The organism is Acinetobacter sp. WU_MDCI_Abxb74, assembly GCF_025513915.1.
Classification (GTDB): domain Bacteria; phylum Pseudomonadota; class Gammaproteobacteria; order Pseudomonadales; family Moraxellaceae; genus Acinetobacter; species Acinetobacter calcoaceticus_C.
The window spans coordinates 85,044-98,289 of record NZ_JAHPRP010000008.1 but is presented as its reverse complement, the minus strand read 5'-3'; the positions used below and the strand labels follow the sequence as shown (position 1 = coordinate 98,289).

At 34.4% G+C, this 13,246-nt stretch carries 15 protein-coding genes and 2 pseudogenes; 2 read left to right on the top strand and 15 right to left on the bottom strand.

What is annotated here, in order from left to right; all coding sequences use genetic code 11:
- Window positions 1-29: 29 nt before the first annotated feature.
- Window positions 30-1,175, bottom strand: coding sequence for a DUF1624 domain-containing protein (locus tag KTH84_RS13940; protein ID WP_262473669.1), 1,146 nt, complete (start codon window positions 1,173-1,175; stop codon window positions 30-32).
- Between the two features lie 74 nt (window positions 1,176-1,249).
- On the opposite strand from KTH84_RS13940, the gene KTH84_RS13935 reads away from it, so the two are divergent.
- Window positions 1,250-3,340, top strand: a complete 2,091-nt coding sequence (locus KTH84_RS13935) for a TonB-dependent siderophore receptor (protein ID WP_262473668.1) — start codon at window positions 1,250-1,252, stop codon at window positions 3,338-3,340.
- Window positions 3,341-3,385: 45 nt separating this feature from the next.
- Here KTH84_RS13935 and KTH84_RS13930 read toward each other — a convergent pair whose 3' ends face one another.
- The 7 genes and pseudogenes from KTH84_RS13930 to KTH84_RS13900 all read right to left on the bottom strand — a co-directional run bounded on the left by KTH84_RS13930 (window position 3,386) and on the right by KTH84_RS13900 (window position 8,375).
- A complete protein-coding gene (locus tag KTH84_RS13930) occupies window positions 3,386-3,763 on the bottom strand; it encodes an ester cyclase (RefSeq protein ID WP_262473667.1) in 378 nt (125 codons plus the stop codon).
- Window positions 3,764-3,791: 28 nt separating this feature from the next.
- The gene (locus KTH84_RS13925) at window positions 3,792-4,175 is read right to left on the bottom strand and encodes a ribonuclease E inhibitor RraB (protein WP_003655664.1); all 384 of its coding nucleotides are present in this window, start codon (window positions 4,173-4,175) and stop codon (window positions 3,792-3,794) included.
- A 127-nt stretch (window positions 4,176-4,302) separates the two neighbouring features.
- The gene (locus KTH84_RS13920; RefSeq protein ID WP_262473665.1) at window positions 4,303-4,968 is read right to left on the bottom strand and encodes an RluA family pseudouridine synthase; all 666 of its coding nucleotides are present in this window, start codon (window positions 4,966-4,968) and stop codon (window positions 4,303-4,305) included.
- A 106-nt stretch (window positions 4,969-5,074) separates the two neighbouring features.
- Window positions 5,075-5,401: pseudogene (locus KTH84_RS13915) on the bottom strand (DUF1003 domain-containing protein); the annotation flags it as partial.
- A gap of 1 nt (window position 5,402) precedes the next feature.
- On the bottom strand, window positions 5,403-5,906 hold the full coding sequence (locus KTH84_RS13910) for a DUF2867 domain-containing protein (RefSeq protein WP_133975953.1): 504 nt from the start codon (window positions 5,904-5,906) through the stop codon (window positions 5,403-5,405).
- 487 nt (window positions 5,907-6,393) lie between these two features.
- Window positions 6,394-7,593 (bottom strand): MFS transporter, encoded by a 1,200-nt coding sequence (locus tag KTH84_RS13905; protein WP_262473663.1) that lies wholly within the window; start codon window positions 7,591-7,593, stop codon window positions 6,394-6,396.
- Between the two features lie 197 nt (window positions 7,594-7,790).
- Window positions 7,791-8,375: a TetR/AcrR family transcriptional regulator gene (locus KTH84_RS13900; protein ID WP_133975958.1), complete on the bottom strand. Its 585-nt coding sequence runs from the start codon at window positions 8,373-8,375 to the stop codon at window positions 7,791-7,793.
- A 251-nt stretch (window positions 8,376-8,626) separates the two neighbouring features.
- On the opposite strand from KTH84_RS13900, the gene KTH84_RS13895 reads away from it, so the two are divergent.
- Entirely contained in the window at window positions 8,627-9,328 is a 702-nt protein-coding gene (locus KTH84_RS13895; protein ID WP_042898393.1) for an SDR family NAD(P)-dependent oxidoreductase, read from the top strand.
- A gap of 85 nt (window positions 9,329-9,413) precedes the next feature.
- Here the strand turns inward: KTH84_RS13895 and KTH84_RS13890 are convergent, their stop codons facing one another.
- The 7 genes and pseudogenes from KTH84_RS13890 to KTH84_RS13865 all read right to left on the bottom strand — a co-directional run bounded on the left by KTH84_RS13890 (window position 9,414) and on the right by KTH84_RS13865 (window position 13,239).
- The gene (locus KTH84_RS13890; protein WP_262473661.1) at window positions 9,414-9,872 is read right to left on the bottom strand and encodes a hypothetical protein; all 459 of its coding nucleotides are present in this window, start codon (window positions 9,870-9,872) and stop codon (window positions 9,414-9,416) included.
- 45 nt (window positions 9,873-9,917) lie between these two features.
- The gene (locus KTH84_RS13885; protein ID WP_262473660.1) at window positions 9,918-10,340 is read right to left on the bottom strand and encodes a hypothetical protein; all 423 of its coding nucleotides are present in this window, start codon (window positions 10,338-10,340) and stop codon (window positions 9,918-9,920) included.
- Window positions 10,294-10,643 (bottom strand): annotated as a pseudogene (locus KTH84_RS19070) (hypothetical protein). The gene KTH84_RS13885 and the pseudogene KTH84_RS19070 overlap by 47 nt, the downstream one beginning before the upstream one ends.
- Window positions 10,644-10,661: 18 nt before the next feature.
- On the bottom strand, window positions 10,662-11,147 hold the full coding sequence (locus KTH84_RS13880) for a hypothetical protein (protein ID WP_262473659.1): 486 nt from the start codon (window positions 11,145-11,147) through the stop codon (window positions 10,662-10,664).
- Between the two features lie 45 nt (window positions 11,148-11,192).
- The gene (locus KTH84_RS13875; RefSeq protein ID WP_262473658.1) at window positions 11,193-11,480 is read right to left on the bottom strand and encodes a hypothetical protein; all 288 of its coding nucleotides are present in this window, start codon (window positions 11,478-11,480) and stop codon (window positions 11,193-11,195) included.
- Window positions 11,481-11,757: 277 nt separating this feature from the next.
- Window positions 11,758-12,114: a hypothetical protein gene (locus KTH84_RS13870; RefSeq protein WP_262473657.1), complete on the bottom strand. Its 357-nt coding sequence runs from the start codon at window positions 12,112-12,114 to the stop codon at window positions 11,758-11,760.
- A gap of 702 nt (window positions 12,115-12,816) precedes the next feature.
- Complete coding sequence (locus tag KTH84_RS13865) at window positions 12,817-13,239, bottom strand: hypothetical protein (RefSeq protein ID WP_262473656.1); 423 nt, start codon at window positions 13,237-13,239, stop codon at window positions 12,817-12,819.
- Between the last annotated feature and the right edge of the window lie 7 nt (window positions 13,240-13,246).

Here is a 13,246-nt window from a genome sequence, read left to right as displayed (position 1 = left end):
ATTGAACTCGCTTTACCCACATTTTAAAATTAGAAATATTTTAAAATCGAAATATGTTTATTTTGATGTTTGAATTTCGAGAACCGCTTAACTGCCGGATAAAGTGCAAAAGACAACACAATCGTGATTAACCACAGCATCCACACATGATTAACCGATAAATAATTTCCATGGTTGACACCCCACATATTCACTGCAAACACATACATCAGTTTCAACACATATAAATGCAGTAAATAAAAGAACATAGGCACCGAGCCAAACGCCACCAATGGTTTTAAAAATGAATATTGCTGCATACATTCAAAAGCAACCAGCACGATTAAACCGATTCCAACATTCAGCAAAATAAACAGCAAAGACGGTGGATACTTGGTGAGGTTAAAAAAGCTCATTAACGTCAGTTGTAATGACTCAAAATGTTGCCACGGCTGGTCACCATAGATATTGATAAAACGCAGTAAAACAAACAGACCTATACTTGCCAGACCGATACTCAATAAATAGCGGCTTCTTTGTTTTGCAGTATATTTTGAACTAAAGAATTGGCCTAAAACATACCCCAGCAAAATAACACCAATCCAAGGCAAAACCGGATAACTTGTGCGAAGCTTTATGCCTGCAAACTCAATCCAGCCACGCTCGTGTAAAACGAACCATATATTCTGTAAAAAACCATTTGTAAAATGCACAGAATCTAATAAGTTATGCCCAAAAATAATCACTAAAGCTGCGCCAGTAAGAACAGGTAAAGGCAAACTCACACAGCCTGCCAGCACCACCATGCTAATACCAATCGCCCATATCACTTGCAAATAAATGACTTCTGGTGGAAAAGTTGCTGTCCAAGCAAAGTTTACCAATGTCAGCTCTAACACAATTAAAAATAGACCACGCTTCAATAAAAACGTACGGGTTTGCTGTAAATCCTGTTTTTTTGAATGAAATAAAAAAGCCGAAATACCTGTTAAAAGAACAAAAACCGGAGCACAAATATGTGCCAATAACCGACTACCAAATAAGGCAGGTTCAGTCACTGTTACATCCATTGGATCTATGACCTGCTTATGCAAATAGAAAGTTTCTCTTACATGGTCAAGCAACATAATCAAGATGACCAAACCACGTAAGGCATCAATCGACTGTAAACGCTCAATATTTTTTTCTAAAGCCATAGCGATAATCAATAAAATAATGTAACGTTATACTATTACATTTAATCCCTTTTGTCTTTCATGGCTGCTCATTTATGCAACACAAATTAGGTTTGTTGTCTTCCTTAGGTCTATCGTTTATATCGACACTCGGTTGGGGAGAAGAAACGTCAACGGTACTGGCAACCATACGCGTTCAGGCTGAAACCACCCAAGAAGATGTAAGTCAAAATAGTTCAGCGACTAAATTTTCCCACGATGTTTTGGATGTACCTTTTAATCGTGCTTTTGTTTCTAAACAGGTGATGGAACAACAAGACGTTCAGCGCATTGATGATGCATTAACCTTAGTCAGTGGGGTTTTTCATCAAAACAATTATGGCGGCGGTTTTTGGGATAATTACTCTTTCCGAGGTTTTAGTGGTGATCCAAATTTAGGGGCTACCATGATTCGAAACGGTTTGAGTGTAAACCGAGGTGTTAATGCTCCCAAAGACATCGTAAATATTGATTCTTTAGAATTTTTAAAAGGACCAATGGCTGCCCTCTACGGACGTGGAGAAACAGGTGGTTTGCTCAATCTAAATAGTAAAAAACCACAGTGGGAAAGCGAAAGTGAAATTAACTTACGCGCCAATAGCCAAGAACAATATCGAATGAGTCTGGAATATACCTCGCCGATTAACGATGAATTGGCCTATCGTTTAGCAGTTGCTCATGAAGATAATCAAAGCTTCCGTGATCATGTTAGCAGTGAACGCTGGTTCTTTTCGCCGCAGCTCACATGGAAAATTTCAGACCAGACTCAACTCGACTTTGATAGTGAATTTACTCAGCACAAAGGAACCTTTGACCGCGGGGTAAGCACGGTTAATCACCAGTTTGTGATGGACCCGAAAACATTTACGGGTGAACCTGATGACGGCGATATGAAAGTAAAAGATTACTTTTACCAGTTACGTCTTAGTCATGAATTTAACCCTGACTGGAAACTGAATAGTGCTGTCAGTTATAAAGATGCTCAAATGATCGGCTTTTCGACCGAACCACGACGCATACAAGCCGATGGTCGTACTTCAGAGCGCCAACGCCGCTATCGTGATTATCAAAGTGAAGATGTGCTGGCTCAGACAGAATTACTTGGCAAAATTGATACATCTTGGGCTCGACATGAAATTTTAGTTTCAACTGAACTTGGTCAACTCGACTATCAACAATATCAACTGCGTCGTAACCACAGCTCAGGCATGCCAAACACAATTGATATTTACCAACCTGAATATGGAAAATATTTACCAGACTTAGCACCGTTCACCAACACCAAAGAACAGCAACGTTACTTTGCTCTTAATGTACAAGATCAAATCTTTTTTAATGATCAATGGAGTGTGCTTTTCGGCAACCGTTTTGATCAGGTCGAACAAGACTTTAAAAATCACCTGACTCAGACCGAAAGTAACCAGACCCTTCATCAAAATAGTCCGCGTTTCGGAGTAAATTTTAAAGCCTCTGACCAATGGGCGTTTTATACGAACTATGGTCGTTCATTTGCGATGAATAGCGGTATGAACCGAAATGGACAAACCTTTGCCCCTGAAAAAGGTGAAAGCTATGAGGTTGGTACAAAATATAAGATTAACGACCAAAGTGTACTTAGTCTTGCTCTGTTTAAAATGAAAAAACAGAATGTACTAACCACAGATTCAATCGACAATGCATTCCAAACAGCCGCTGGTGAAGTCAGCAGTAAAGGAATTGAATTTGACTTAAATAGCCAGATCAATGACCGATGGCTCATCAATGCCAACTATAGTTATACCGATGCTCAAATTGAAAAAGACCAAGACCTAGCGAAAGGTGCTCGTCTGAGCAATGTTCCAAAACACCAAGGTTCAATCAGCACCGATTATGAGTTTCTGCAAGAAGGCACGAAAAAGGCAGGTGTAGGTGCTAACCTCACCTATGTCGGTGAGCGCAGTGGTCATAACATTGATAATGGATTTAACTTACCAAGTTATACGCTGGTGAATTTAAATGGCTACTACGCCCCGTCTGACCGCTTACGCTATCAGCTCAATGTGAATAATCTATTTGATAAAACTTACTATGTCTCAAGCTATAGCGATTTATGGGTTCAACCGGGTGAACCACTGAACGCTTCAATTTCGGCACAGTGGAAATTTTAATTCATCTATAAAATAAAAAAGCCCGAATCATTTTCGGGCTTTTCATTAAAACATACCATTTTCATTGATGAGCGGGTCGGGTTGTATTTGTCCAATATCCCAAAACTCAGCAATTTTTCCATTTTCGAAACGACAAATATGAACCACTGCCAAGGTGGTTAACCCGTTCATTTGCATTTCGAGTTTAGAATGCACAGCGACCAAATCACCATCTTCAATGACATGTTGAACATCAAAGACTTTGTTTGGCGTTTCAATTGCACTTTCACGCATTCCTTCCTTCAAAGAAGTTACATCGCCCGCATAATAAGGGTTGTGATGCTTGAAGTTAGATGCGGTGTAATTGCTATAGGCTTCATCGACTTCACCAGCAGCGGCAAGCTCTAAAAACCGTACAGCAATTTGTTTTTGAGATAAGTTCATGATTATCTCCTACCCATTATTTTAGACCTTACTGTAACAGGTCATCTTCTTCATCTTCATCCTCATCGAAGACATAGGCCATGCAGCCCCACCCATCATATTCGCCCTGAAACTTTTCAGCGATGCTGGTAAACCATTGTTCCAAGTCAACAATATCTGAATACTCTGGTTCCATATTGACAAAGACCGTAATCACCCATTCATTTGGTTCAACAGAATCATCTTGAAAGAGTGAAACTTTTTGTTCTTGGTACAGTAAATAGAGCGCACATTGCTCTGCATTTTTCTGATCTTGAAAGGCGATAGAAAATTCAATTTCATGTAGATCGGTTAAATCATCCCCATCTTCAGCCATTTGCCAAAGTACATTACCGTTATCGTCGTCTGGAAATTGTTCGTAATCACGAGTCATAATATGATCCCTTGTTGTTGTTGCCGTATTAATATTATTCGGCATTAAGAATACCCGACTTTTATTGCAGTTTGGGTATATATTCCGTTCCCAATTGCATCAAATTAATTTTTTAATTATATAAATTTTAAAAAGGCACCTGCGATTCAATCACCATATCCGTTCTATTTAAGGGATGCTGGAAAGCCAAATATGCGGCATGTAACGCCATCCGGTTTAAGTGAAATTGCTTAGGTTCGGGGTGATATAACTTATCACCCATAATCGGATGTCCAATATGCATCATGTGTACACGTAGCTGATGTGAACGCCCTGTTACTGGTTCAAGCAATACTCGACTTTGATCTGTTTGGACATCATAGACGAGAGGTTGAAATAAGGTTTTAGCATGTTTACCTAATTCAAAATGCACAATTTGTCTCGGGCGATTTTCCCAATCGGTAATGAGTGGAACCTCGACGCTCCCCTCTTCCTCGACTTGGCCTTGCACCAAGGCAATATAGTGTTTTTTGACTGTTCTAGCCTGAAACATTTTACTCACCGCAACTTCTGCATCACGGTGTTTGGCAAACATGAGTAAGCCTGATGTTGCCATATCTAGACGATGAGTCACTTTGGCTAAAGGGAACTTTTCCAGCACTCGTAAATAGGCACTGTCATGATGCTCAGGCAAACGACCCATAACCGACAATAGGCCCGCAGGTTTATCAACCACAATGAGGTCATCATCTTCAAATAAAATTGAAAGAGGGTCTTGTGGTGGAGCATAAACAAAGTTGTCGTTTAAAGGCATGGTCGTAGAAACAGCAATGGAGCATGGCGGCAGATCATAAAGAAATTTCCGATTTACCGCAAAATATTCTATAACTCCCCATGTTCCACGTGAAACTCAAAAAACTTTACCGTTTTTTATTCATTTCAGATAAAAGATCGAGCTGAATTTCTTGAATATGTGCAAGCCTTTCCCATTGATGCGATAAAAGATGATCCATTTTTTCATGTAAATGGCGAATCTTGAGCTCGGCTTTTAGATTAATTTGATAGTCATGTTGAGAGCGCAAACGATCTTTCGCTTCTTGCCGATTTTGACTCATCATAATGACAGGTGCCTGAATTGCAGCTAAACAGGACAATACCAAATTAAGCAAAATAAATGGATAAGGATCAACAGGATGCACCACCATCACTACGGCATTTAAAATGATCCAAGCCACTAAAAATAGTGCTCTAACCCAATATCTGTAAAGTGGCTGGTACTATTTTTCGGTGGGCAGGAATCACAGGCAACATGTACAGCCGCCCAAGTAAATTTTTAATATGCACTACTGTGGTCACGGTCAGTACTTGAGTCTCTTCATTTTTATAAATAGATAAAGTCACATTTAAATGTTTATCATCATCTCCAATCAATAACTCATTTTCAGTACGCTGTAACAAGGTAAAAATTCCAATTCGATCCCCTGCTACATATTCACTTTCTAATTTATGGGGATCAATTTGTTTAAAACTTCCTAAATCTTTAAGTCCAATCTTGGACGTAATTTTATTACGCACATTCATGCTCCACTCTATCCACTGCGGAGTGTGATGGAACAATTTAATGAGCTGTTGAAATACATTAAGGTCGGGTTGACCAAGCACAATGCTCCAAGAATCATGAAAATAAGCATTGTTCAATTGAGAAGAGATTTGGCTATCACTTGGTAAAGCGGAAAGATAAGGCCTATTCATAAATTATATTCTTATAAAGTATTTTTTTATTATAGCGAATTTTTTAGGGTGTCAAGGGAAAACATCTATGGTTTACCTCAACAATCATAACTTTGTAAGTTATAACCTTGTGCCTATAAACTTTTGATTTATAGCGTCCTAAGCCGAATCGAGACCTTTTGGGTGAGTACACACTAACGTTATACGTTTTGGTGCATGCTACTCTTTTCGATCCCTATCACACCCTTGAGATATAGTTTAGCCAGCACCCTGCGGGATTGTTTTTCTAAGAACAGCTAATTTTCATTATTTTTGGAAATTTTTACGCCATTAAGTAAATTAAAAAGAATTTATTCCCATTTCACCATAATTAGTTAAATTTAAATTCCACTTTATTTGTATTTTACGGTTTATTTTACCAAGCCATTAACCATTTTTAGCAACATTGCATCAAAATATAAAAATTAAATCACCCTTCATTTCTTCAGTCATGAAGGGCAAAAATCTTTTATGAAGAGATAAAACCATGCTTACGAGCGTTGTAAACGGTGCATAACGCGATGAGAGCAAAAACCAGCATAATCCATGGAAAAGAAGCTGCACCAAAACTTTCAAGTAGCCCACCGCCAACCATTCCACCGAATGCGATAGCAAGGTTAAACATAGTGACCAACATGGACTGTGCGACATCTGCTTCATGACCCGCAGTATTTGCTAAAGCAGTCTGTAATAATGTTGGAGCGCCGCCAAAAGTTACTCCCCACAGCACAACGCCAGTTATAACTACAAAACTCGAAGAGCTGTAAGCACCTAACAGTATTGTTGCGATAGCAAATACAAATAAGCTTAAAAGCGTTATTTTTCTTAATGATCGATCGATAAACATACCTGTAATCAAGATGCCTACAATTGAAGAAATACCAAATACAAAAAGTATCGTCTCGACTTTGTATGCCTGCCCTGTTGAAGCTAAGAAAGGCGAAATATAAGTATAAAGAATGCTATGGGCTAATATCCAAAGGAATACTACTGCTAAAACAGTTCTAATGCCGGGCATTAAAAGAACTTTTAAAATGGGCAACCTTTTTTGTGCTGATTGTCCAGCAAAATCAGGAATACTAAAACGAATCCAGACAAATAAAATCAATGCCAGTAAAGACATGATCCAGAATACGCCACGCCACTCAAACAGCGTTCCCAACCACGCACCCAAAGGAACACCAATCGATAAAGCAATTGGCTGCCCAACCCCAGCAATTGCTAAAGCTCGGCCTTGATAAGATGCAGAGACCATGCGTCTTACATAACCCGCTAAAAGCCCCCATATAACGCCCGCCGCCATACCTGCAATGAAACGAGCAATCAAAGTCAAAATGTAATCATTTGATAAAGCAGTAATCGCATTAAATAAAAGTAACCCTGCAATCGCACTGAGTAATAAAGGTCTCCGATTCCAACTACGGGTAAGACTAATGAGAGGTATTGCCGCTAAAACCGAACCTAAGGCATACACTGCAATAAGCTGCCCTGCGTATGCCTCTGAAATATTTAGTCCTTGACTGATTTGAGGCAAAAGCCCTGCTGGCATAGTTTCTGTCATAATAGTTAGAAAACCTGCAACTGTAAAAGCCAACAGTTTCCAAATCGGTAATTGAGCAGAGAACTCTTCACTTAACTGATGAGATGTTTCATCACTCTTAATATTCATAAGGGTTTACTCTCAAATTCTTCTGCAGCGAACTTACCATGCTCTGCATAGCTATACGCTTGTTTTACAACGTTAGGATGGAAAGACATTTGTTCTCCATGTGAACTAAAAATATTATTCAGGAATGATCATTCCAATTTAAGTTAAATAAAAACCTTAACTATTCAGCTCAACAATAGTTAAGGTTTAAATGAGTTTTATAAAACGTTTAAAGTAATCTCGACCACATCCATTAAACATTGCTTTCTTTGTTCAAGCGGGCTGCCTTTGCCTAAAACACGTAAACCTTGCATGGTATTTAGAAAGAAACTTGCTAATGCACGTGGGTTTTGGGTAGAAGCAATTTCGCCAGATTGTTGAGCTTTAATTAATAAATTCTCTAAAGCATGCTGTAGTTTCTGTAGATTACTTACAACAAATTGAGCGACATCTTCATCATGGCCAGACAACTCTAAACAAGCATTTGCGACCAGACAGCCTTTGTGTTCTGCATCATTTAGCTCATCTTCAACTACATTAACAAGTAATTGCCGAATCAGTTCTTTCGGTGAGCCTGAACCAGACAACAACTTTACATTATTAAGTGTAGTTAAAAGTTCATAGCGTTGTAATGCTTTTTGATAAAGCCCTTGCTTACTTTGAAAGGTACTGTAAAGACTACTTCTAGATAATCCTGTACCTTCAACTAAGTCTTGAACTGAAGTCGCTGCATATCCATGATGCCAAAAAACATGCATGGCTGCATCAGCAATTTCATCAATTTCAAATTCCTTTGTTCTCATAAGCAGCCTTAACAGGAACGATCGTTCCAATTAATTTATGATATGAAGATAAATAAGTCAAATTAAAAGTTATTTTATCAATCGTTGTCCCATCTGGATCATTCAAACCAAACTTACTCATTACTGCTTTTAAGATTTTTTGTTTTGCTCTTTCAGTATTATTTTTTATAGATAACTTTTTCGCTTGAATACATTATAAAAACATATTATAAACTATTTCTAACCAAATAATTGGTTTTTGGAACTTTATAATGAACAACAATATTATAATCTTTGGTTATGGAACAGGTATTTCCAAAGCCGTAGCACATAAATTTGGTAAAGAAGGCTATAAAATCGGGTTAGTGGCACGAAATGCCGAAAAACTCGAAAAGGCCATTTTAGAACTTAAAACACATGGTATTGAAGCTTACGCTTTTACATGTGATTTAGCTGTTCTTGAAAACATACCAAATCTTATTAAATGCATTAAAGATCAATTAGGAGAGATTAAAAATATTCATTGGAATGCTTTCCATGATATTGAAGGTAACATATTAGAAACCCCTCCACTGGAGCTCACCAAAAGCTTTCATATTCGCGTTTCGAGCTATATTGCTACGGTACAAGCTTGCCTACGTGATTTAGAAAAAAATCATGGCAGCATTTTATCGACAAATGGAATTTTCGCGTTCGATGCAGTGGGAATAGATTTAGTTGCCAAAGAGTATTCATCATTAGCCATTACTGCTGCCGCCCAATATAAAACCACCAATTTACTTGCTCATAGTCTAGCTGACTCAAATGTTTACGTGAGCCAAGTGATTGTGAATGGTTTCGTTGATGGGACATCAGGCGCTCAAGATAAAACGTACACAGTACATCCCGAAACCATTGCAGAGCAGTTCTGGTACTTACACCAACGTAAACAAGAAACCGTTTCTCTTTGTGGAGAAGCAATTCAAGCTGCTTAAACAATTTCTTATGACAGAACAAGCGTACTAAATTACGCTTGTTCTAGTTTTTAAATTTATGCTTACGTACTGCAAAATTATTTAATTATTTTTCATACTCTGAAGGATCAATTTTGTATTTTTTAAATAAAATAGAGCGTACAGAATCATTTATGCTGTCATCATATTTAATAATTAAATAAATATCTTTCTTAGTTAAAGGAATAGTTTTTAAAATATCACTTAGCTCTGTACTTCTAATGGAACGTACTTCACTTGGTTGTTTAGATATTTCAGGATCTTGCTCTTCAAACTTAAAATCAACACCTTGCAAGTTGAAATAAACCATAACTCTTCTGTTTAAAGAGTCACTATCATCATATAGAACTGTTCCTGCTGGAAGGATTGTATATTCTGAATAATTATCGAAATTAGATGCTATTCGTAATGGTCTTTCCAGAACATGAATTTCTGGTGTTTTTGTAAGTTTCCAGAAGTAATAGTTTAATAAAGACTGAACGATGAAAAGTAAAATTAGTATGGTAATTAATAAATTCTTTTTCATACTTATCTCTTATTTAAACCAAATAAAATCATATGGTTAAATATCTTATTCATTTACAATAAATTTATAGGTCTTATCTAACTTCCCATCCCCACTAGCATAAAAACCCGCATATATATGAATCGTAAAAGTTCCCTTATATTTTGGAACTCCAGTAATTTTTAAATTGTTATAAGCATCCGCTTCATTTTCATCTATTGGGCTAATAGAGATATTCATATCACTAGGGAAATTAGTTTCAACTTCAAAAGAATATGGTATCACTCTACCACCTGCTATATTCAATTGCTGATTATACGCCTTTCCTACATAGGCTACAGGAAGACTATCAGGCTCAATTGTATATTCGTCGCCACACCCTGTCATAAGTAACAATGGAACACCCAAAGTTATTAAGTTAAATTTCAAATTTTTAATCAAATTATTTTCCTTCCCATACAATTGGAAATTTTTCCAATTTAGAGACATGACCAATCATTGCCGAAAAAACAGCTTGGCATTCTAAATTAATTTTTTTAACTGAACTTATATCTATAGGCTCACAACTTCTATTATTATTTGAGCAGAATTCTACAGATACATCAATTTTGTTATTTTCAATTTTATCTATATAGGTATCCAACTTTTGGTCGTGATTAGCACTATCATTACAAACAATTTTTTTAATGATGACTCTCTTACTTTATCTAAGGCCTTATTATATTTAAAATTAATAGAAAAATTTAACTTCTCATTACTTTTAACTACATTATCTATTGTGAAGTTTGAAATTTATTCATTTAAATATTCTTATTTAAAATTGGACTTTCTTATAGATTCTTTTGATATCAGAATATTATCTACCATAACTTTACTGCTTTGTAATAAGCCACCAAAAACTACTCTACAAGACATATTGCTAGTTAATAATTTTTCTAACTGGTTCTTATCGATACATACGTTCATTGATTCATCTTCGCAAACTTTGAAGTATCCAGATGAAGTATATTTTCCATTTTTTAACTTTTCTCCCTCAACTGAAATAGCTCCTGTCACAAAGTAATTTTTAATATTATCACACTTAAAATGTGAATATTTATAATTATTCTCTTGATAAATATTATTTAAATCATTATTTGTTTCTAAATTAAATTTAAAAGTATCACCACTCATACCATCCAGATGTGAGTAAGTTAAATTCTTAAGGGTTATATCCTTAAAAATTTCTTTATCATTTTTTACCAAAGGATTACAACTCGATAATAAAATCAATAAAATTATTAAAAAATTTCTCACAAATTACCTACCAGCCAACCAAATATTATAATTTTTAACAGAAACTTAAAAATATTTAGTTGAAATAAAATCTAAAAATAAAAAAACCATACCTATTAAAATTGATAAAACTGCCATATATTGTATTTTAAAAAATTTAGGATATTTATCTAAAAGATTTTTTAACTGATCACTATCAATTTCATAATAAAATTCCTTTCCATACAGTTTTTTAAAAGGCATATTGAATTTTATATTTAGCACTTCTCTCCAAAAAACAGTTGGCAACATACTAATAAAAAAGAAACTAAATGGCTCCAATGGAGCCCGATATCTTTCTTCATCATTAAACATAATATACGAAATTCCTTTTATATTAAAATTAACATAAAGGTATAAAACAATATAAATAAAAAAATAAATAGACAAAAAAAATAAGAATAACAAAAAATATGGGAATTTTTCAAACAAAATAAAAAAAATGTTCATTACAATTTATCTAAGCAAAAAACGTAACAGTCGCACAAAATCACACCAATATATTTCGCTATCTTACATAAAATATTTATCAAAAATAAAAGAATATATTATAAAAAAACAAAGCAAAACCACCTGAACAAAAAACCATATATTAAATTTTAAAAAATAAAGGGTATTTATTCAACAATTCAACCAATTGATTTTTATCAATGGGATAATAAAACTCCTTTCCATACAAATTTTTAAATGACTTATTATACTTAATATTCAATATCTCTCTCCAAAAAGTAGTGGGCAACATACTCATAAAAAAGAAATTAAAGGGTTCAAGTGGTATCGTGTATTTTTTCTCATCTCTAAAAAAAATTTCACATATTCCTTTCAAATTAACACTTAAATATATGTAAGATACAATCATTAAAACCAAACCTAAAGCAACGAAAATAATGCCTAATCCAGCTAAAAATAAATCCAATCTCTCTCCATACAAATAGAATATGATATCCATATTTATGTACTCCAACAATAAACGACATCATGAATCCCTTCAACTCCAGTAGGTCCCTAAAAACAATCAATGATGCACACCCACTAACAATCTTTAACACAATAAAAATACTAATAAATCTTTCTAAACTTTATTTACAAACACAAAAATTCATATAAAATTATTAATTGAGCCAAAAAAATATAGAGAAAATAACTATAAAAATCATAAAAAATGAAGAGATCTTAATATAAAACTATATTTTTTCATGATCTTTTATAACTAACATACAATTTTCATAATTAAGCCCATTAAACATTAAAAACTTTCTTTTCGTGAAAAAATTGGGGAATCTTTTTCCTGAAAAAATAACTAACAAAATTAATCAAAGTAATACTAACTATAATAGATTCTATATTAACAATATCTAAAGATTTATTTTTATAAATTCTGACCCATAAACTAGCCTTTTTAAACTACTTGATTTGTTAATATATCTCGATGCCAATTGGTGAAATATCGCCCACAAAACCACACCTCTAAGCAATAGAATAATTATAATATCTTTGGTGTTCATTTTAATCTTCCATATCCATATTCTACAACTGCCGTTCCTGTAACACCACCAAAATAACCGTCAACTAATTTTGCACCTAAATTAACATTATCAAAGAAAATACTTCAAAAATTTTATCTTTCTTTACCAAAACAATACTCTTTATATTAAAAATATTTATCTAGGACATAAGAAAAACCTCCAAACAGAATAAACAAAATTCCTGACAAATAAATTATATATTGGATATAAAAAAACAAAGTAAAATTTTTCAACAATTCTTTTAATTGATTTTCTTCCATTGGATAATAAAAATCTTTACCATAAAGTTTTTTAAAAGATATACCATATTTTATATTTAAGATTTCACGCCAAAAAACAATAGGCAATACACTAATAAAAAAACAATTAAAAGGCTCTAAAGGAAGTTTAAAATGCCTTTCATTACCAAAAATAATTTTACATATTCCTTTTAAGTTATAAGAAATATAAATGTATTGAATAAAATAAAGTATAAAGAAGAGAATTAGACATAAAAGGCTAATAAATACTAAGGGCATAGTTTCTATAAATAATAAAAATTTATTCATAATATTT

Excerpts from the sequence above, each read along its gene's own strand:
- KTH84_RS13890 (WP_262473661.1), bottom strand. The coding sequence starts at position 9,872 with ATGAAAAAGAATTTATTAATTACCATACTAATTTTACTTTTCATCGTT.
- KTH84_RS13865 (WP_262473656.1), bottom strand. The coding sequence starts at position 13,239 with ATGAATAAATTTTTATTATTTATAGAAACTATGCCCTTAGTATTTATT.
- KTH84_RS13920 (WP_262473665.1), bottom strand. The coding sequence starts at position 4,968 with ATGCCTTTAAACGACAACTTTGTTTATGCTCCACCACAAGACCCTCTT.
- KTH84_RS13885 (WP_262473660.1), bottom strand. The coding sequence starts at position 10,340 with ATGTCTCTAAATTGGAAAAATTTCCAATTGTATGGGAAGGAAAATAAT.
- KTH84_RS13930 (WP_262473667.1), bottom strand. The coding sequence starts at position 3,763 with ATGAACTTATCTCAAAAACAAATTGCTGTACGGTTTTTAGAGCTTGCC.
- KTH84_RS13895 (WP_042898393.1), top strand. The coding sequence starts at position 8,627 with ATGAACAACAATATTATAATCTTTGGTTATGGAACAGGTATTTCCAAA.
- KTH84_RS13925 (WP_003655664.1), bottom strand. The coding sequence starts at position 4,175 with ATGACTCGTGATTACGAACAATTTCCAGACGACGATAACGGTAATGTA.
- KTH84_RS13935 (WP_262473668.1), top strand. The coding sequence starts at position 1,250 with ATGCAACACAAATTAGGTTTGTTGTCTTCCTTAGGTCTATCGTTTATA.
- KTH84_RS13910 (WP_133975953.1), bottom strand. The coding sequence starts at position 5,906 with ATGAATAGGCCTTATCTTTCCGCTTTACCAAGTGATAGCCAAATCTCT.
- KTH84_RS13875 (WP_262473658.1), bottom strand. The coding sequence starts at position 11,480 with ATGTTTAATGATGAAGAAAGATATCGGGCTCCATTGGAGCCATTTAGT.
- KTH84_RS13870 (WP_262473657.1), bottom strand. The coding sequence starts at position 12,114 with ATGGATATCATATTCTATTTGTATGGAGAGAGATTGGATTTATTTTTA.
- KTH84_RS13900 (WP_133975958.1), bottom strand. The coding sequence starts at position 8,375 with ATGAGAACAAAGGAATTTGAAATTGATGAAATTGCTGATGCAGCCATG.
- KTH84_RS13905 (WP_262473663.1), bottom strand. The coding sequence starts at position 7,593 with ATGAATATTAAGAGTGATGAAACATCTCATCAGTTAAGTGAAGAGTTC.
- KTH84_RS13940 (WP_262473669.1), bottom strand. The coding sequence starts at position 1,175 with ATGGCTTTAGAAAAAAATATTGAGCGTTTACAGTCGATTGATGCCTTA.